Annotated in this window: 13 protein-coding genes; 8 read left to right on the top strand and 5 right to left on the bottom strand. The window is 67.6% G+C overall.

Features of this window, described 5'->3' with window-relative positions:
- Positions 1-215 precede the first annotated feature (215 nt).
- The 5 genes from CFB47_RS27095 (at position 216) to CFB47_RS27070 (ending at position 8,172) form a co-directional block, all read left to right on the top strand.
- Complete coding sequence (locus tag CFB47_RS27095; protein WP_089462862.1) at positions 216-1,631, top strand: FAD-binding oxidoreductase; 1,416 nt, start codon at positions 216-218, stop codon at positions 1,629-1,631.
- Between the two features lie 180 nt (positions 1,632-1,811).
- The gene (locus tag CFB47_RS27085) at positions 1,812-3,233 is read left to right on the top strand and encodes an amino acid permease (protein ID WP_089457920.1); all 1,422 of its coding nucleotides are present in this window, start codon (positions 1,812-1,814) and stop codon (positions 3,231-3,233) included.
- Between the two features lie 253 nt (positions 3,234-3,486).
- Complete coding sequence (locus CFB47_RS27080) at positions 3,487-6,423, top strand: molybdopterin oxidoreductase family protein (RefSeq protein ID WP_089462861.1); 2,937 nt, start codon at positions 3,487-3,489, stop codon at positions 6,421-6,423.
- Between the two features lie 15 nt (positions 6,424-6,438).
- Positions 6,439-7,185 (top strand): 4Fe-4S dicluster domain-containing protein, encoded by a 747-nt coding sequence (locus CFB47_RS27075; protein ID WP_089457922.1) that lies wholly within the window; start codon positions 6,439-6,441, stop codon positions 7,183-7,185.
- Positions 7,186-7,224: 39 nt separating this feature from the next.
- On the top strand, positions 7,225-8,172 hold the full coding sequence (locus CFB47_RS27070) for a DmsC/YnfH family molybdoenzyme membrane anchor subunit (RefSeq protein ID WP_089462860.1): 948 nt from the start codon (positions 7,225-7,227) through the stop codon (positions 8,170-8,172).
- A gap of 32 nt (positions 8,173-8,204) precedes the next feature.
- Here the strand turns inward: CFB47_RS27070 and CFB47_RS27065 are convergent, their stop codons facing one another.
- Complete coding sequence (locus CFB47_RS27065; RefSeq protein ID WP_089462859.1) at positions 8,205-8,957, bottom strand: IclR family transcriptional regulator; 753 nt, start codon at positions 8,955-8,957, stop codon at positions 8,205-8,207.
- Positions 8,958-9,171: 214 nt separating this feature from the next.
- On the opposite strand from CFB47_RS27065, the gene CFB47_RS27060 reads away from it, so the two are divergent.
- Together CFB47_RS27060 and CFB47_RS27055 are read left to right on the top strand one after the other, a co-directional pair.
- On the top strand, positions 9,172-10,161 hold the full coding sequence (locus CFB47_RS27060) for an AAA family ATPase (protein ID WP_089457925.1): 990 nt from the start codon (positions 9,172-9,174) through the stop codon (positions 10,159-10,161).
- On the top strand, positions 10,158-11,879 hold the full coding sequence (locus CFB47_RS27055; protein WP_089462858.1) for a cobalt chelatase: 1,722 nt from the start codon (positions 10,158-10,160) through the stop codon (positions 11,877-11,879). Before CFB47_RS27060 ends, CFB47_RS27055 begins: the two co-directional genes overlap by 4 nt.
- Before the next feature lie 88 nt (positions 11,880-11,967).
- Here CFB47_RS27055 and CFB47_RS27050 read toward each other — a convergent pair whose 3' ends face one another.
- The 4 genes from CFB47_RS27050 to CFB47_RS27035 form a co-directional block, all read right to left on the bottom strand.
- Complete coding sequence (locus CFB47_RS27050; RefSeq protein WP_089457927.1) at positions 11,968-12,735, bottom strand: sulfite exporter TauE/SafE family protein; 768 nt, start codon at positions 12,733-12,735, stop codon at positions 11,968-11,970.
- Positions 12,732-13,766 (bottom strand): phosphate acetyltransferase, encoded by a 1,035-nt coding sequence (gene pta / locus CFB47_RS27045; RefSeq protein ID WP_089462857.1) that lies wholly within the window; start codon positions 13,764-13,766, stop codon positions 12,732-12,734. The genes CFB47_RS27050 and pta overlap by 4 nt, the downstream gene beginning before the upstream one ends.
- 128 nt (positions 13,767-13,894) lie before the next feature.
- A complete protein-coding gene (xsc, locus tag CFB47_RS27040) occupies positions 13,895-15,712 on the bottom strand; it encodes a sulfoacetaldehyde acetyltransferase (RefSeq protein WP_089442844.1) in 1,818 nt (605 codons plus the stop codon).
- A 160-nt stretch (positions 15,713-15,872) separates the two neighbouring features.
- Positions 15,873-16,271 carry a nuclear transport factor 2 family protein gene (locus CFB47_RS27035; protein WP_089457929.1) on the bottom strand — a complete coding sequence of 133 codons (399 nt, stop codon included), beginning with the start codon at positions 16,269-16,271 and terminating at the stop codon, positions 15,873-15,875.
- A gap of 455 nt (positions 16,272-16,726) precedes the next feature.
- On the opposite strand from CFB47_RS27035, the gene CFB47_RS27030 reads away from it, so the two are divergent.
- Complete coding sequence (locus CFB47_RS27030; protein ID WP_089462856.1) at positions 16,727-19,699, top strand: type VI secretion system Vgr family protein; 2,973 nt, start codon at positions 16,727-16,729, stop codon at positions 19,697-19,699.
- Positions 19,700-19,764: the final 65 nt, after the last annotated feature.

The following is a 19,764-nucleotide window of genomic DNA, read 5'->3' as shown; positions in this document are numbered from 1 at the left end:
CGACAAATCGGCCTGCCTACACTTTCCTCGACAGATCGCCGCATTGAAGCATCTGCACACGATCGACCCGAAGAGAACGATCAGGAGACAGGCATGACCAACAGGCAGTCGGCAGCATTCGCCCGTGCGGCGAGCGCGCGCCCCGCATCAGTCAGTCGAATCGCCTCGTGCGCCCGTTGCGGCGCGGCAGGCCAGCCCGTGTCGGAGGTCTGAGCATGTCGACCCCTTCCATCGAACGCACCGCGAGCGGCTTCGCCGGCGGCCGGCCGAGCGATACGCGTTACGACCCGACCTACGATCCGCTCGTGTCGCCGGGGCCCGGATGCGGCAAGCAGTACGCGCCGACCTACTGGGTCGCAACCGCCGGCACCCCGCCGCCCGATGACGGCCCCGTGACGCGCGATCTCGATGTCGACGTCGCGATCATCGGCGCCGGCTACACGGGCCTCGCGACCGCGCTGTGCCTCGCGCGGGATCATGGCATCAAGGCCGTCGTGCTCGAAGCCAACCGCACGAGCTGGGGCTGCAGCAGCCGCAACGGCGGGCAGGGGCAGAACGCGTCGGGCCGGCTGTCGCGCTCGCAGTGGATCGAGCGCTGGGGCAAGGATGTCGCGCTGAAGATGCACGACGAGATCCTCGAAGGCTTCGAGCACTTCAAGTCGCTCGTCGCGGAAATCGACTGCGACCCGCAGCCGGGTGGCCATTTCCTGATCGCGCATCGCCCGCGCATCATGGCCAGGCTCGCGGCCGAGGCGAAGGTGTGGAAGGACGTGTTCGGCTATCCGTCCGAGCTGCTGAGCGCCGAAACCTTCCGCCGCGAATTCATCAACGATCACGAAGCGGCCGGCGCGTTGCACGAGCCGGAAGGCATCGGCATCCATGCGCTGAAGCTCGCGTTCGGCTACCTGCGCCTCGCGCGCGAAGCCGGCGCGAAGGTGCATACGAGCAGCCCGGTGCTCGGCTTCGAGACGATCGACGGCGTGCATCACCTGCGTACGCCCGGCGGCGTCGTGCGGGCCCGCGCGGTGGGCATCGCGACCGGCGCGTACACCGCGCAGACGCTGCATCCGTCGCTGCGCAGCAAGGTGATGCCGATCCTGTCGAACTCGATGGTCACGCGCCCGCTCACCGACGCGGAGATCGACGCGTGCAATTTCCGCACGACGCAGGTGCTGACCGATACGCGCACGCTGCGTTTCTACTACCGTTTCCTGCCCGATCGCCGCTTGCAGATCGGCAGCCGCAGCGCGATCACCGGTGACGATGCGCCGAACCCGCGTCACTTCGAATTGCTGAAGGAAGGGATGGCGCGTAAGTTTCCCGCGCTGCGCGGCGTGGAAATCGACTATTCATGGTGGGGCTGGGTCGACGTGAGTCACGACATGATGCCGCGCGTGTGCCAGCCCGACCCGCGGCAGTCGGTGTACTACGCGCTCGGCTACGGCGGCAACGGCGTGTCGTACTCGCAGCAGGCCGGCCGCCGGCTGGCCGAGCAGATTGCGGGGAAGGGCGCCCGCCAGACGCTGCCGATCTTCACGTCGCCGCTGCCTGGCCACCCGTTCGCGCCGTTCCGGCGCCTCGGGCAACGGATGCTCTACCTGTCTTACTTCAGGAACGACGAAAAGCCCTGAACGCAGTGCCTATCGCCCGGCGTGACGTAACGCGTGCCGGGCGGTCGAACACAATAAAAGCAATAGAAATCCGTGCGGCCGGGGCGGCAGGCGCCCCTGCACGCGCCGTCGCCGGCGGCGCCCGCGCTCACTCGATGGTGGCGTGCGGGCGGCGTCCGGACAACTGGATATGGAGAAGACATGCAACCCTCGAATCAGAGTGACCTGAAGTGTGGACTCAAGCAGCGCCACATGACGATGATCGCGCTTGGCGGCGTGATCGGTGCCGGGCTGTTCGTCGGCAGCGGCGTGGTGATTCAGCAGACCGGGCCGGCCGCGATCCTGTCGTTCCTGATCACGGGCGGGCTCGTCGTGCTCGTGATGCGGATGCTCGGCGAGATGGCCTGCGCGATGCCGGCCGTCGGTTCGTTCTACGAATACGCACGGCTCGCGTTCGGCAACTGGCGCGGGCCCGGCAAGATGGCGGGCTTCCTGACCGGCTGGATGTACTGGTATTTCTGGGTGATCGTCGTCGCGCTCGAAGCGGTGGCCGGCGCGAAGCTGATCCAGTTCTGGCTGCCCGATACGCCCGCGTGGATCATCAGCCTCGCGCTGCTGGTCGTGCTGACGCTCACGAACCTGATCTCGGTCGGCAGCTACGGCGAGTTCGAGTTCTGGTTCTCGTCGATCAAGGTCGGCGCGATCATCGTGTTCCTGTTCCTCGGCGGCCTCTACGTGCTCGGCCTGTGGCCCGCGTCGATGCATACGACGTCCGTGCTGCCGACGCTGCTCGGCCACGGCGGCTTCATGCCGCTCGGCATCGGGCCGGTGATGAGCGGCGCGGTCGCGGCGACCGGCTTCTACTTCGGTGCCGAGATCGTCACGATCGCGGCGGCCGAGGCGAAGGAACCGGCGAAAGCGGTTGCGAAGGCCACCAATTCGGTGATCACGCGCGTGCTGGTGTTCTACGTCGGCTCGGTGGCGCTCGTCGTCGCACTGGTGCCGTGGAATTCGCATCAGATGGCCACGCCGTACGTGAGCGCGCTCGAAGTGATGGGCCTACCGGCTGCCGCCAACGTGATGAACGCGATCGTGCTGACGGCCGTGCTGTCCGCGCTCAACTCGGGCCTCTATGCGGCGTCGCGGATGCTGTTCGCGCTCACCCGCCACGGCGACGCGCCGGCCGCGCTCGCGAAGGTCAACAAGCGCGGCGTGCCGGTGCGCGCGATCCTGCTCGGCACGGTGTTCGGCTACGTGTCGGTCGTGATGTCGTACGTGTCGCCCGATACCGTGTTCGCGTTCCTCGTCAATTCGTACGGCACCGTCGCGCTGTTCGTGTACGTGCTGATCGCGTTTTCGCAACTGCGCCTGCGCAAGCGTCTCGACCCGGTGGCCGCCAGCAAGCTGCGCGTCAAGATGTGGGCGTATCCGTACCTCACGTGGGTCGCGATCATCGGGATGGTCGGCATCCTCGTCGCGATGGCGTTCATCCCCGACCAGCGCAAGCCGCTGTGGCTCGGTGTCGCCAGCCTCGGCGTGCTGATCGTCGCGTACGGGCTCACGCGCCGCAGCCGCCGCGAGCCTCTCGACGACAGCGAACTGCTCGCCTATCCGCCGCGGTGACGCACGGTCATGCGCGGTAACGCCTGACGCCGAAGGCCCGGCCCGCGTGCCGGGCCTTCGTGCATGCGGCTTCCGGCCCGAGCCGACGGATGGCCGGGGCAATTATCGGGGCAACTATCGGGCTGACCGATAGCACCGATCAGAGGATGCGACTTTATGTCGGCCGCGTGCCGGCATAGCATGGATGAACCGATTCACGGGTGCGCCCTGCTGGGCGCGCCCTCATCCGCGAATCCGCGAACGAGGACAGACGATGGAACATCGGGCACGCGAGCGGGACGAGCAGGCCGAGATCAAGACGACGACGTGCTACATGTGCGCGTGCCGCTGCGGCATCCGCGTGCACCTGCGCGACGGCGAGGTGCGCTATATCGACGGCAATCCCGCGCATCCGTTGAACCAGGGTGTCATCTGCGCGAAAGGCTCGTCCGGCATCATGAAGCAGTATTCGCCCGCGCGGCTCACGCAGCCGCTGATGCGCAAGCCGGGCGCCGAGCGCGGCGACGCGCAGTTCGAGCCGGTGTCGTGGGAGGTCGCGTTCGACGTGCTCGAAAAGCGTCTCGCACACCTGCGCGCCACCGACCCGAAGCGCTTCGCGCTGTTCACCGGCCGCGACCAGATGCAGGCGCTCACCGGGCTGTTCGCGAAACAGTTCGGTACGCCGAACTATGCGGCGCATGGCGGGTTCTGCTCGGCGAACATGGCGGCCGGGATGATCTACACGATCGGCGGTTCGTTCTGGGAATTCGGCGGCCCCGATCTCGACAACGCGAAGCTGTTCTTCATGATCGGCACCGCGGAAGACCACCATTCGAATCCGCTGAAGATCGCGCTCGGCAAGTTCAAGCGCGCGGGCGGCCGTTTCATCGCGATCAATCCGGTGCGCACCGGTTACGCGGCGATCGCCGACGAATGGATTCCGATTCGCCCCGGCACCGACGGCGCGCTGTTCATGGCGCTGATGCACGAGCTGATCGCGCGCGACGCGTTCGACGTCGAATTCGTGTCGCGCTTCACGAACGCGGCGGAGCTGGTCGACCAGCGCGACGGCGCCGACACGTTCGGGCTGTTCGTGCGCGACGCCGGCGCGCCGGAGGTCAACGCGCTGTATCCGCAGAACCGGATGTGGTGGGACACGAAGACGAACCGCGCGGTGCTGCATCACACGGAAGGCGCGGCGCCCGCGCTCGACGGCCGCTATACGCTCGACGACGGCACGCCCGTCGCGCCGTCGTTCACGTTGCTGCGTGAGCAGGTGGCCGAATGCACGCCCGAATGGGCGGCCGACATCACCGGCATCGCGGCCGACACGATCCGCCGCCTGGCGCGCGAGATGGAGACGGTTGCGCGCGACCACGCGATCCAACTGCCGGTGCGCTGGACCGATTCGTGGGGCAAGGAACACGAATCGGTGAAGGGCGTGCCGATCGCGTTCCATGCGATGCGCGGGCTCGCCGCGCATTCGAACGGCTTCCAGACGATCCGCGCGCTTGCCGTGCTGATGTCGCTGCTCGGCACGATCGACCGGCCGGGCGGCTTCCGGCACAAGGCGCCGTATCCGCGCGCGGTGCCGCCGTCGGCGAAACCGCCGAACGACCCGGCGCAGATCAAGCCGAACACGCCGCTTGCCACCGGCCCGCTCGGCTGGCCCGCCGGCCCCGAGGATCTGTTCGTCCATCCGGACGGCACGCCCGCGCGGCTCGACAAGGCGTTCTCGTGGGAATACCCGCTCGCGGTGCACGGGCTCATGCATTCGGTGATCACCAATGCATGGCGCGGCGATCCCTATCCGATCGACACGCTGCTGATCTTCATGGCCAACATGGCGTGGAATTCGTCGATGAACACGACGGAAGTGCGCAAGATGCTGGTCGACAAGCGCGACGACGGCGAATACCGGATCCCGTTCCTCGTCGTGTGCGATGCGTTCGCGTCGGAGATGACGGCGTTCGCCGACCTGATCCTGCCCGATACGACCTACCTCGAGCGGCACGACGTGATGTCGGTGCTCGACCGGCCGATCTCCGAATTCGACGGGCCGGTCGACTCGGTGCGCGTGCCGGTCGTGCCGCCGACCGGCGAATGCAAGCCGTTCCAGGAGGTGCTGATCGAACTCGCGAGTCGGCTGAAGTTTCCGGCCTTCACGACCGCGGACGGGCAGCGCAAGTATCGCGACTACCCGGATTTCGTCATCAACTTCCAGACCGCGCCCGATTCCGGCACCGGCTTCCTGATCGGCTGGCGCGGCAAGGACGGCGACAAGGCCGTCGTCGGCGAACCGAATCCCGACCAGTGGAAGCGCTACGCGGAGAACAACTGCGTGTATCACCACCGGTTGCCGGAGCCGCTGCAGTACATGCGCAACTGCAACGGCCCGTACATGCAATGGGCGGTCGACAACGGGATGCGCAAGTTCGGCGTGCCGATCGTGATCCAGCTCTACTCGGACGTGATGCAGAAATTCCGGCTCGCCGCGCAGGGCCGCACGTCGGGCCGCCAGCCGCCCGACCATCTGCGCGAGCGCATCGCGCGCTATTTCGATCCGCTGCCGTTCTGGCATCGGTCGCTCGAAAGCGGGCTGACCGATGCGGGCCGCTATCCGCTCGCGGCGATCACGCAGCGGCCGATGGCGATGTACCACTCGTGGGATTCGCAAAACGCATGGCTGCGCCAGATCCACGGCGAGAACCACCTGTTCGTGAACCCGGTCACGGCCGCCGCGCAGCAGATCGACGACGGCGCATGGATCTACGTCGAATCGCCGTGGGGCAAGGTGCGCTGCCGCGCGCGCTACAGCGAGGCGGTCGAGCCCGGCACCGTGTGGACGTGGAACGCGATCGGCAAGGCGGCCGGCGCGTGGAACCTCGGGCCGCAGGCGGGCGAGTCGCAGCGCGGCTTCCTGTTGAACCACGTGATCACCGACGAGCTGCCGGATGCGGCGCGCGGCGGTGCGCGGATGTCGAACTCCGATCCGATCACGGGGCAGGCCGGCTGGTACGACGTGCAGGTGCGGATCTATCCGGCCGAAGCCGATGCGGCCACGACCTTGCCGCAGTTCGCGCCGATGCCGGCGCTGCCGGGCACGCCGCGCGTGCTGCAGCGCGTGCAGGCGTATTTCGCGGGAACCGGCGCATTCGCCGCGCGGTTGCGGCGCGCGGCGTCCGCCGGCCCGAAGTCTGAAGATCGCTGATCGAAGGAGCACCCCATGACCCAGATGGCCCTCGTCATCGACCTGAACGTGTGCGTCGGCTGCCATGCCTGCGTGACGAGCTGCAAGGAATGGAACACGTCGGGCGAAGCCGGCAGCCTCGCCGATATGCGCCCGTACGACGACGATCCGTCCGGCACGTTCTTCAACCGCGTGCAGACCTACGAAGCAGGCGTGTTCCCGATGACCGACACGATTCACTTTCCGAAGTCGTGCCTGCATTGCGAGGATCCGCCGTGCGTGCCGGTATGCCCGACCGGCGCGAGCTACAAGCGCAAGTCGGACGGGATCGTGCTGGTCGACTACGACAAGTGCATCGGCTGCAAGTACTGCGCGTGGGCATGCCCGTACGGTGCGCGCGAGCTCGACGAAGGGCGCAAGGAGATGACGAAGTGCACGCTGTGCGCGGACCGCATCGACAACCAGGCGCTGCCCGAGCGTGACCGCAAGCCGGCCTGCGTGCTCGCGTGCCCGACGTCGGCGCGGCTGTTCGGCGACGTGCACGATCCGGAGTCGGACGTGTCGCGCGCGATCCGCGAACGCGGCGGCTATCAGCTGATGCCCGAATGGGGCACGCAGCCGTCGAACCATTACCTGCCGCGCGTGAAGACCGAAGCATCGTGCGGGTGCGGAAGTAGCGGCGGGTGCGGCAGCGCATCGAACGGCATCGGCGAAGACGATTCATTCGAGGCCCGCGCGACGCGCGGCGACATCGATCTCGTGTCGCTCGCGACGCAGCGCTGAACGCCAAGCCCTTCACTCATACGAAAAACCGGAGTCCCCATGCGTCCAGCCTTTTCTGTCGTTTTCCTCACCACCCTGTGCGGTGCGGCACAGGGTCTGCTGCTGACGCTCGTGATCGTCGAGGCACTGGCAAGCGCGGCAGGCGTCGATATTGCCGCGTCGTTCTACGTGACGGGCGCCGCGCTATCGGTCGCGCTCGGCGCACTCGGCCTGCTGGCGTCGTTCTTCCATCTCGGCCACCCCGAACGCGCGTGGCGTGCGATCGCGATGTGGCGCACGTCGTGGCTGTCACGCGAATGCATCGCGCTGCCGGTGTTTCTCGCGTGCGCATTCGCGTATGGCGCGGCGCACCTGCTCGGCTGGCCCGGTACGTTGCTGATCGGCGCGGTGGGCGCGCTCGCGAGCGTCGCGCTGTTCGTGTGCACCGCGATGATCTACGCGTGCCTGCGCTTCCTGCAGGAGTGGGCCAGCCCGCTGACGCTCGTGAACTTCGTGCTGCTCGGCTGCGCGTCGGGCTGTACGCTCGCGACGGCGTGCGCCGCGTGGCTCGCGCCGTCGCTGGTCGGCCGGCTCGCGGTGGCCGCCTGCGTGCTGACGCTCGCAGGTTGCGCGGCACGGATTGCGTCGCTTGCACGCAATGCGCGACTGCGGCCGAAGTCGACCGTGCAGAGCGCGACCGGGATCCGCAGCGACAAGGTCGAACAGAAATCGCGCGGTTTCACGGCCAGCGCGTTCAATACGCGGGAGTTCTTTCACGGGCAGGGCAACGGCACGCTGCGGGCGGTAAAGGCCGGCTTCCTGATCGGCGCATTCGCGGTGCCGTTCGTGCTGACCGGCGCGGGTGCGCTCGCGCCGACGTCGGTCGCGGCCGCCGTCGCGCTCGGCGCGGCGTTCGTGATCCAGTATGCGGGGCTGGTCGCGGAACGCTGGTTCTTCTTCGCGGATGCGCGCCATCCGCAGAACATCTACTACCAGCGCGCGTCATGACGTTGCGTGGGCGCCGCCACGCCGCGCGGGAACTAGAACGTTTCCGCGAGCGCGCGCGCCGCTTCCTGCAAACGCGGCACGTGGTCGAGCAGCCGCGACAGCGGTGCGCGCGACACGGGCGCATGCACGGCGACCGCGGCGATGCATGCGCCGTCGTCGCCGACGATCGGCGCCGCGATGCACACGATGCCCGCGACGAATTCCTCGTTGTCGATCGCGACGCCCTTGTGCGCGGTGCGGTCGAGTTCGGCTTCGAGCAGCTCGGGGTCGGAGATCGTGTTCGGCGTGTAGCGCGGCAGCGCCAGTGCGCGTACCAGCGCGGTGCGTTCGTCGCGCGGCAGCAGCGCGAGCAGCAGCTTGCCGCTGGCGCTGCAGTGCGCGGGCACGCGCGAGCCGGGCTTCAGGTCGAGGCGCAGCGGCCAGTCGGCTTCGACGCGGTCGAGATAGACGACTTCCGTGTCGTGCAGCGCGGTGAGGTTGCAGGTTTCGCCGAGATCGGCGACGAGCCGTTCGAGGATCGCGTGGCGCAGCCGGCGCGCGCCCGCATGCAGCATCACGCCGGTGCCGAGCCGCGCGAGGCGCGGGCCGATCGCATACGCGTTCTTGCGGCCCGGCTCGCGGATCACGAGGCCGCCGGCTTCGAGCGACGCGAGCATCCGGTGCAGCGACGCCTTCGGGAGATCGACTTCGCGCACGAGATCGGCGAGCGACACGGCGTCGCCGGCCTGGACGAGATGTTCGAGCAGCGCGAAGGCGCGCAGCGTGGGCGTATCCGCGGGCAGCATGGCAGGCGTTCCGAAAACTGGATGGCGGCCATTGTACCGAACGGCCCGGCAGGCCGGCCGCGTGGGGCGGTGGGCGCGGCAACCCGGCACGCATTTTCAGCGATGGAACGAATCGTTCCATAAACGCGACCGGCGCGGGCGCGACGATCGATGCCCGCGCGGCCAGCAACGACAGCAACGACAGCAACGACAGCAACGACAGGAGCGCAACGCAATGGATGGGGTGGCGAACAAGCCGGACTGCATGGTGCCGGTCCGCGAACGGTTCGGGTTCGATTCAGACCTGATGGTGCCCGCGTTCAGCACGCGCGACGACCACGTGCCCGATATCGACGACGCCTACCGCTTCAACCCGGACGTCACGCTCGCGATCCTCGCGGGCTTCGCGCGCAACCGCCGCGTGCTCGTGCAGGGGATGCACGGCACCGGCAAGTCGACGCATATCGAGCAGGTCGCTGCACGGTTGAACTGGCCGTGCGTGCGCGTGAACCTCGACGGCCACATCAGCCGGCTCGATCTGGTGGGCAAGGATGCGATCGTCGTGCGCGACGACGTGCAGGTGACCGAATTCCAGGAAGGGATCGTGCCGTGGGCGCTGCAGCGGCCGGTCGCGCTGATCTTCGACGAATACGACGCGGGGCGGCCCGACGTGATGTTCGTGATCCAGCGGATTCTGGAGCGCGACGGCAAGTTCACGCTGCTCGACCAGAACCGCGTGATTCACCCGCATCCGTCGTTCCGGCTGTTCGCGACCGCGAACACGGTCGGGCTCGGCAACCTGAACGGGCTCTACCACGGCACGCAGATGCTCAACCACGCGCAGATGGACCGCTGGAACGTGGTCGCGACGCTCGACTACCTGCCGCGCGACGAGGAGATCGGCATCGTCCGTGCGCGCGTGCCGGAACTCGCGGACGAAGCCGGCCGCCCGCTGCTCGAATCGATGGTGAGCCTCGCGGAGCTGACGCGCAACGGTTTCGCGACCGGCGACCTGTCGACGCTGATGTCGCCGCGCACGGTGATCAACTGGGCCGAGAACTGCCAGATCTTCCGCGATCCGGCGCTCGCGTTCCGGCTCACGTTCCTGAACAAGTGCGACGACGCGGAGCGGCCGGTCGTCGCCGAGTATTACCAGCGCTGTTTCGGCGAGGAGCTGGCGGTTGCGTCGCGTGCCGGCGGCGGCGAGCCGGGGGCAGGGCGGTGAGCGCCGATCGCGATGCCGCGCGCCGCACGTCGGCGCGCGAAGCGCTGGGCGCGTCGACGGTACGCGCGCTGACGCGTGACGCGGCGCTGCATTACCGGGCGGGCCGCGTGTGCCGCGACCTGCGGCCGTTGCCGATCCATGCGCCGCACCTGCGCGCGCACGCCGCCGACGACGATCTCGCGTCATGGCGCGGCGCGGCCGACGGCGTCGCGCTGCGCATCCTGTATTCGGATGCGGACCGGCATCGCGCGTTGTCCGGCGACGATCCGGTCGAACGCGTGCTGTTCGAGATGCTCGAGCAACTGCGCTGCGAATCGCTCGCGCCGCCCGCCATGCGCGGTGTCGTGCAGAACCTGCGTCATCGCTTCGAGACCTGGTCACGCGCGTTTCATCGATCGGGGCAGGCCGACACGCATGTCGGGATTCTCGTGTACACCGTCGCGCAGATCGCGTGGTCGCGGCTGACGGGCTGGCCCGTGCTCGAAGAGACGGAAGACCTGATCGAAGCGTCGCGCGCGGCGATCGTGCCCGAGATCGGCGTGCAGCTTGCCGGGCTCAAGCGCTGCCGGCACGATCAGCGCGCCTTCGCGGAACACGCACTCGCGCTCGCGAAGTGTATCGCTGCGATGATTCGCGACGCGCGTGCGGCCGTCGTGGAAACGGAGACGGAAGACGCGCGCGAGCAGGACGACGCGTTGACGAATTTCTCGCTGTGGGTCGATTTCGACGAGACTGGCGTCGATATGCCTGCGCTCGTGGAGACGGGCGACAGCGTCGTGCTGCAGGGCGGCGATGCCGTCTATCGTGCCTATACGACGCGCTACGACCGCGAGCTTCGACCGGCCGCGCAGATCCGCACGGCACTGTTGCGCGAGTATCGCGACCGGCTCGACGCCCAGGTCGCCGCGCAGCGGATCAACGTCACGCGGCTCGCCCGCGTGCTACGCGCGGCGCTCGTCGTGCCGCAGGCCGACGGCTGGTCGTTCGGCGAAGAGCATGGCCGCCTCGACGGTCGCCGGCTCGCGCAACTCGTCAGCTCGCCGGCCGAACGGCGGCTGTTCCGGCTCGAACGCGTGCGGCCGCACGCCGACTGCGCGCTCGCATTCCTGATCGACTGCTCCGGGTCGATGAAGACGTGGATCGACGGCGTCGCGCTGATGGTCGACACGCTGGCCCGCGCGGGCGATGCCGCTGGTCTCGCAACCGAAGTGCTGGGCTTCACGACGCTCGCCTGGAACGGCGGGCGCGCGCGGCAGGACTGGCTCGCGCGCGGCAAGCCGCGTCATCCGGGCCGGCTCAACGAAACCGGCCACCTGGTGTTCAAGGACGCGGATACCCACTGGCGGCATGCGCGCACGGGCATTGCCGCGCTGTTCAAGGCCGATCTGTTCCGCGAAGGGGTGGACGGCGAAGCGGTCGAATGGGCGTGCGCGCGGCTCGCGGCGCGGCCGGAGGCGCGCAAGATCCTCGTCGTGATCTCGGACGGCAGCCCGATGGACGGGGCGACGGCGCTCGCGAACGATCCGTTCTACCTCGACAACCATCTGAAGCAGGTGGTTGCGCGCGAGGAGTCGGCGGGACGCGTCGACGTGCTCGGGTTGGGCGTCGGGCTCGATCTCGGCCCGTATTATCGGCACCGGCTCGCGATCGATCTCGCGTCGGCGCCCGATATGAAGCGGCTCGTCGAAATCGCCGGATGGATCGGCGCGCGGCGGTGACGCGGGTGTCTGCATTCGACGCGGATGCGTCGAGTCCGAATCGATTACCGGGACCAAGGCGGTTCGACGTAGCGCACGCCGCGCGGCATCAAGCGCGATGCAGCAACGGCGGCAACGACGTCGCGATCAGCCCGAGACCGATCGCCATCAGCACGCCGAACGCAAGCCGGCGCAACGCGACCGGCGACAGCGGCGGCGGGTACTGGCGGGCGGCCACCGTCGTCAGCATCACGACCGGCGTCGCGATCGCGGCCAGCAGCCAGATGTCGCGATCGAGCTGGCCTTCGCATGCGCTGTACAGCACGCGCGTGGCCGAAGTCGTCGTGAACAGCACGATCAGCGCGCAGCGGATCTGCACGAGCGTCAGCGGCTGCCGGTAGAACTGGAAGATCAGCGGCGGCCCCGACACGCCGAACATCCCGCTCAGCAAGCCGCCGAACAGGCCGCTGACGAAGAAGCTGCGGTTGTCGGAGCGCTCGGTGAGCGGCGTGGGGCGCAGCGCCGCGCTCAGGCCGCCGTACAGCACGACCGCGCCGAGGATCAGCTGCAGCAGGTCGGCCGCCGAGCGGCTCAGGCATTCGAGCAGCAGCACGCCCGCGACGACGGACGGCAGGATGCCGAGCGTCGCCGCCCCGACCGCGCGCCAGTCGATGTGATGCAGCCGTCCCGGCAACGCGGTCGCGCCGTTCGCGAGCGACACGACGCTCATCAGCGTGGCGACGGTCGCAAGCGGCGCGAGCCCGAAGCCGCTCGTCGCGCCCATCACGATCATCCCGAGCCCGAAGCCGGTGACGGTCTGGAAATAGCTGCCGGCGCCGATCACCGCGATCAGGATCGCCAGTTTGTCGGCGGTCATGCGTGTGCGGCCTCGCCGGTTGCGGCGCGCTGCGCGGCCGCTTGCGCCTGCACGGTGGTTGCCGCGATCACGTGATACACGTCGTCGGCGCTGCAGCCGCGCGACAGGTCGTTCGCGGGCCGACGCAAGCCTTGCAGCAGCGGGCCGACGGCCTTCGCGCGGCCGATCCGCTCGGCGAGCTTGTAGCCGATGTTGCCGGCTTCGAGGCTCGGGAACACGAGCACGTTCGCGTGGCCGCCCACCTGCGAATGCGCGATCTTGCGCTCGGCGATTTCCGCGACGATCGCCGCGTCGAGCTGCACGTCGCCGTCGATCGCGAGGGTGGGGCGCAGTGCGCGTACGTGTGCGGTCGCGGCCGTTACCTTGTCGACCGCCGCGTGATGCGCGCTGCCGCTCGTCGAGAACGACAGCATCGCGACGCGCGGCTCTTCGCCGAGCAACGCATGCGCGCTGTCGGCGGCGGCCATCGCGATCTCGGCGAGCTGATTGGCGTCCGGATCGACGACCAGCGCGCAGTCGGAGAAGATCAGCCCGCCCTTGATCGTGTGGAACGGTTCGCACAGCATCATCAGGAAGAAGCTCGACACGATCCGGAACGCCGGATCGACGCCGATCAGCTGGATCGCCGCGCGCACGACGTCGGCCGTCGCATGCACGGCGCCCGCGACCGAACCGTCCGCGTCGCCGAGCCGCACCATCAGGTTCGCGTGGCAGAGCGGGTCGAGCACCGCGTCGCGCGCGGCAGCGGCCGTCATGCCCTTGTTCTTGCGCAGCGCATGCAGCGTGTCGGCATAGACATCGCGTTGCGTGGCGGTGGCCGGATCGACGAGCGTCATGCCGTCGAGATCGATCGCGTCGCGTGCAGCCGCCGCGTGAATGGCCGCACGGTTGCCGACGAGCACGATGCGGGCGATACCGTCGCGGGTCGCGCGCGCGGCGGCCTGCAGCACGCGCGGATCGTCGGCTTCGCACAGCGCGATGCGCATCGGCTGGCGGCGCGCGGCGTCGAGAATGCGGTCGAGGGCTTTCATCGTTCGCTCAGAGAAAAAGAAAAAACGGCCGGATGCGGCGGCCCGCACGGGGCACGGCGTCCGGCCGGAGGGCCGGCCTCGCGAGCGGGGCGCGCGGCCGGCAACGGGGTTGCGTCGACGACGCGGCGTTACACGTAGTCCTTGTACTTGTCGAGCATGCGAACCGGCTTCGACAGCGCATCGCGACGGAACGGATCGCCGAGTTCGCGCGTGCACATGATCTCGATGATCGTGGTCTTGCCTTGGTTCATCTGCATGTCGATGGCGCGCTTGAGCGCCGGGCCCACATCCTCGAGGCGGTCGACCGTGATCCCTTCGGCGCCCATCGCCCGCGCGATCGCCGCGAAGCTCTGGTTGTCGAGTTCACCGGCGACGAAGCGGCGGTTGTAGAAGTCGACCTGGTTCTTCTTCTCCGCGCCCCACTGGCGGTTGTGGAACACGACGGCCGTCACCGGGATGTTGTGACGCACGCAGGTCATCGTTTCCATCAGGCTCATGCCCCACGCGCCGTCGCCCGCATACGACACGGCCGGGCGGTGCGGCGCGGCGACCTTCGCGCCGATGATCGTCGGGAACGCGTAGCCGCAGTTGCCCCAGCTCATCGCCGCGAAGAAGCTGCGCGGCTTGTTGAAGCGCAGGTAGCTGTTCGCGACCGAGTTGATGTTGCCGATGTCGGTCGACACCATCACGTCCTCGGGCATCGCCTTCTCGAGTTCGCGCAGCACCTGGCGCGGATGCAGGTACTGGCCGCCGCTGAACGGCTTCTCGTGCTTCTGTTCCTCGATCATGTCGAGGCTGTACGCGTCGCGCTCGTGCGTCCAGTCGTCGAGTTCCTTTTCCCACGCGGCCTTCTCGGTCGCGATCTGGTCGGCGCGCTCGCCGCGCGAGCCGTCGCACGCGAGCGTGCGGCCTTCGAGACGTTGCGTGAGTGCGATCGCCGCGGCCTTCGCGTCGCCGCAGATGCCGACCGAGATCTTCTTCACGAGGCCGAGCATCTTGTGATCGGCGTCGATCTGGATGATCTTCGCGTCCTTCGGCCAGTAGTCCATTCCGTGCTGCGGTAGCGTGCCGAACGGCCCGAGGCGCGAGCCGAGCGCGATCACGACGTCCGCGCGCGACAGCAGCTTCATCGCCGCCTTCGAGCCCTGGTAGCCGAGCGGGCCGCACCACAGCGGATGGTTCGCCGGGAACGAATCGTTGTGCAGGTAGCTGTTGACGACCGGTGCGCCGAGCCGTTCGGCGAGCGCCTTGCATTCCTCGATCGCGTCGGCCATCACGACGCCGCCGCCCGAGATGATCACCGGGAACTTTGCCTGCGCGATCAGCGCGGCCGCGTCGTCGAGGCTCTGCTCGCCGCCGGCGCCGCGATCGAGCCGGCGCGGTTGCGGAATCTCGACCTTGACCTTGCCGTAGAAGTAGTCGCGCGGGATGTTCAGCTGCGTCGGGCCCATCTCGGCCTGCGCGCGGTCGAAGCAGCGCGCGGTGAATTCGGCCATCCGCGCCGGGTGCGTGACGTGGCCCTGGTATTTCGTGAACTCCTGGAACATCGGCAGCTGGTTCGCTTCCTGGAAACCGCCGAGGCCGATGCCCATCGTGCCGGCTTCCGGCGTGACGATCACGACCGGGCTGTGCGCCCAGTACGCGGCCGCGATCGCCGTCACGCAATTGCTGATGCCGGGGCCGTTCTGGCCGATCACGACGCCGTGGCGGCCCGACACGCGCGCATAGCCGTCGGCCATGTGGCCCGCGCCCTGTTCGTGCACGACCGGGATCAGGCGGATGCCGGCCGGCGCGAAGATGTCCATCGCATCCATGAACGCGGAGCCCATGATGCCGAACATGTCGGTCACGCCGTTGGCCGCGAGGGTCTCGACGAAGGCTTCGGACGGCGTCATGTCCTGCGGACCGTTCGCCGATGCACGCAGGGAAGTGGATTGTTCGCTCATGGGTTGTCTCCGATTGTTCAATTAACGGAACGTCTTGTTCCAGATGCTATTTGCTGGGGAAGGCCGGTCAAGTCATTCCGCCCGCTGCCGGGGAATGTGGAATGAAATGAATCGATTCGTTTCAAAATGCACGTGGGGCACGGTGGCCTGGCCGCTGCGCTCAGGCCGGCTGCTTCGGCCGTTCCTTGCGGAAGGCGCGCTTGACGGCGATCAGTCCGTCGCGGAATTCGAACAGGTCGCAGCCTTCGGCCTCGATACGCCAGCCTTCGGCGTGCGTGCCCGTGAACACCCATTCGGAGACGCCGCGCTCGCCGGCGACGGTGTGGCGGCCGTGCCCCCAGTGCGCGTCGGGGAAGGTCTTGAACACGGCTTCGAACGCGGCGCGTACCGCGTCACGGCCGACGAAGCGCGTGCCGTGGATGTCGGGGCCGCCGGCCGCGTCGAACACGCAGTCCTCGGTCATGAAGCCCATCAACGCATTGGTGTCGTGCCGGTTGAAGGCGTCGGAAAATGCCGCGAGCGTGGCGGCCGTGACGGGGGCGGTGAGCGTGTCTGCCATAACGTGTCTCCTGTCGAATGGTGAGCGGTGCGCAAGGCGCTGGCGCGCATGCGGCACGCGGTATCGACACGTTAGTGAGCGCTCGTTTTTGGCGGTAGCGCCAGTGGGGGGGATTCGCTTGGGCCAGAGCGGGTGCCTGGCTGCAGGGCGGAAGAGGATGGTCTGCTTCACACTTTTTAAGTGTTGGGTCACAAGTGCGGCATTGTGTCTTGCCGCGTGGACCTTCCGGGTGTTTTTTGGGATGGAGTTTGCGGATAGCATCTAGCGGATCGCGGACGGCCGCCTTGTCGGACGTCCTGCACGGAATCGGAGCGGGTGGACGATGCGCAAGGCACGAGCCTCGTATGTTCCGGCGGCCGCATCGCTTCGATCCGGATAAGCCCAGCAGCGCAAACTCACGGATCGCTAAATTGTGAAACGTGTAGGAGTCCTGCGCTGAAAGAGACGAGGAAGTCATGTATTCACCCGCGCAGTCCCGTGTTGTGTCGATATCCGGCGTTGCGCTCCCCGAATTTGCCGGGCAGCCGATTCTTCTGCCGATCAAACTCCTTGGCGATGAAACACTTGGCAAGCTTTCCACGTTCACGCTCGAGCTCAGGACGTTGAGCGTGCCGGCGCTACCCGTCTACAAGGCGCGTGATCGTATCGAGCCCGACAAGCTGGTGGGTACCGAGCTGACCATTTCGATCGAGTTCGACGGCAAGGGGACGTTCGTTCCTGGCGTGGCCGGCGAAGCGGGGCAGGGCAATCTGGGCGCCGGCAAGCGCGAGGTGACCGGGCTGATCGCCGAACTGGTGTCGACCGGCGAGGATGATCGGTACGCCTATTACGAAATGAAGGTGCGGCCCTGGTTGTGGCTCGCGACGCTCAATCGCGAGAATCGCATCTTTCAGAACCAGAATGTCGTCCAGATCACGGAAGCCGTGCTGGATTCGAGCCTTTATCCATTCAAGTACGAATGGCGGCTCGGCGCCATCGGCCTGGGCGGCGGCTATCCGGCACGCGACTATGTGCGGCAGGTGTGGGAATCGGATTTCGACTTCCTGGCCCGGTTGTGGAGCGAATGGGGCATCTACTACTTCATGGATGGCTCGACGCTGGTGCTGTGCGACTCCCCGGGCGCGCATCACCCGCACGGGAACATGTATGACTCGATCTTCTATCGGGCACCTGCTGGCGCACGTATCGACGAAGAGCATATCCACGAATTGAAAGTCTCGCGGCTGGTGACACCGGGAGCAGCCAGCGTGGTCGATTACGATCCGACACAGTCTCTGGCAAAGATGTCGAACTCGGTGAGCCGGTACAGCGAGATTGCGTTCGACAATGCCGAGCATTATGCGTGGGGCGACTACTCGCAGCCGCTGGCCGGCACGATGGGTTTGTCCGGAACGCCGAATGATACGGCTCGGGAAGCCCGGTACCTGGCCGGCGTCCGTGTCGATGCGGAGCGCTGCAAAGGCAGGCGCGCGAACGGGCGGGGCAATCTGCGCGGGCTGGCGGTGGGCCATACGTTTCGTGTCGAGGGGCATCCGCAGAAGGCGACCAACACCGAGTTTCTGGTGATTGCCGCGCGGGTCGAGATTCGCAACAACGATCAGGCGACGGGCGGCGAACCATATCACTGCATCACCGATTTCGTGGTCCAGCCGGCGAATGCCGTCTTCCGGAGTCCTCTGCAGAGAAAGCCGCCATGCGGGCCGGAAACCGCCGTGGTGGTCGGTCCGGAAAATCAGCCCATGTGGATCGACGGCTACGCGCGCGTGAAAATCCAGTTCGTCTGGGATCGGCTCGGCAAGCGCGACGAAAACGCGAGCTGCTGGGTGCGCGTGTCCTCGCCCTGGCAGGGCGGCGGGTTCGGCTTTGTCGCGCTACCCCGCATCGGGCAGGAAGTGACGGTGAGCTATCACGAAGGCGATGCGGACAAGCCGTATGTGTCGGATCGCCAGGTCAACCAGTTCAACCAGCCGCCTTGGGAGTTGCCGAAGAACCAGGCGTTGATGGGCTGGCGCAGCCTGAGCCTCGCGGGCGGGCAGGCGAATCAGGTCGTGGTGGACGACACGCCGAACCAGTTGCAGGTTCAGGTGACGAGCGATCACGCCCAATCCCGGCTTGTGCTGGGCTACAACACGCGTATCGAGGGGCGCCCGGGGCGGCTGGAAGCGCGCGGCGAAGGGTTTGAACTGGCGACGATGGCCTGGGGCGTGATGCGTGCGAACCGGGGCATCCTGATCACGACCGAGGCGCGAGACGGCGCGGCGCAGCCGGCCAAGGACATGGTCGAGACGGTTGAACGACTGTCGGTGGCTCACGACCAGCAAGACACGTTTGCGACAACGGCACGCGAACAACAGGTACAGGAAGCGGGCGACCAGGATGAGGTCGCAAAGGCACTTCAGGCGCAGCGCGACGATATCCAGGGGAGCGGTTTGCCCAACGCGCAGGCGGGTCAGTTCCCGGAGATGCGCACGCCTTTGCTGGTACTGGCGGGCGCGGCCGGCATTGCGGCCACGACATCCCAATCCACCCACCTGGCATCGGGCGAGCATCTCGCGCTGACGGCGGGCGGGCACGTTGGCGTATCGGTGGGCAAGCGCCTGCTGGTGAGCGTGGCGCGCGGTGTGCGCACGCTGGTGCAGTCGTGCGGGTGGAAACTGGTCGCAATGTCGGGCGACATCGAATTGAAGGCGTTGAAAGACAACCTGACGCTGCTGGCGAAGCTGAACATGACGGCCACGGCGAACCGCATCACGATCAGCGCTCAGGAAGAACTGGTGGTCAGCGGCGGAGGCAGTGCAACGCAATACACCAGCGGCGGCATTACCCACATGACGGCGGGCGGCTATACGGCGCATGCCGGGAGTTTCACGTACACGGGACCGAAGAGTCGGGCGGCGCTGTTTCCTGAGCCGCCTCCGCCCGGCAAGGGCAATCTGGAACTGTTCAACACGTATGCGATTCAGCGCGGGGTGATGTCGTCATACCGGGTTGAGGACGCACTCGGTCGGGTCGCCACGGGCGTGTTGAGCGCCAACGGCTACGCCGCGGTCAGCGGTCTGGCGCCCGGCCCGGCACACGTGACATTCGGTGCCGACAGCGCCGATCCCTGGAGTCCGGGCAGTTACGCGCGCAAGGCCGAATGGCCGGACGGTGCGTCGGACGACGTGCGCAAGACGTCCGCTGGAGCCCCCGCCCAGGCCCGCGAGATTGCCGCGCAGGTGTTGTCGGGCGCGGGCGCCGCGGCGAATGCGAGCCGGCAACTGAGCCAACTGGTTGGCGCGTTCACCGCGGGCGCTGCGGGCAGCCTCGTCGGCACGGGGCTCTCCGGCGCCCGGGCCGTGCTCGGGGGGGCGGGCGCGACCGCCAACGTGGGGCCCGGTCGAGCCGGACCGACCATGCCCGACGTGCGTACCCCCGGTTTCGTATAACGGGCGCGCTTCGCCGCTCGCTTCCGCATCGCATTCCCCCATTCCTGAATCTTCTCGATTTCTCG

This window comes from Burkholderia sp. AU27893 (assembly GCF_002223205.1).
GTDB lineage: Bacteria > Pseudomonadota > Gammaproteobacteria > Burkholderiales > Burkholderiaceae > Burkholderia.
Note: the sequence above shows the minus strand (reverse complement) of the source record. Positions and strands in the feature narration are given on the sequence as shown.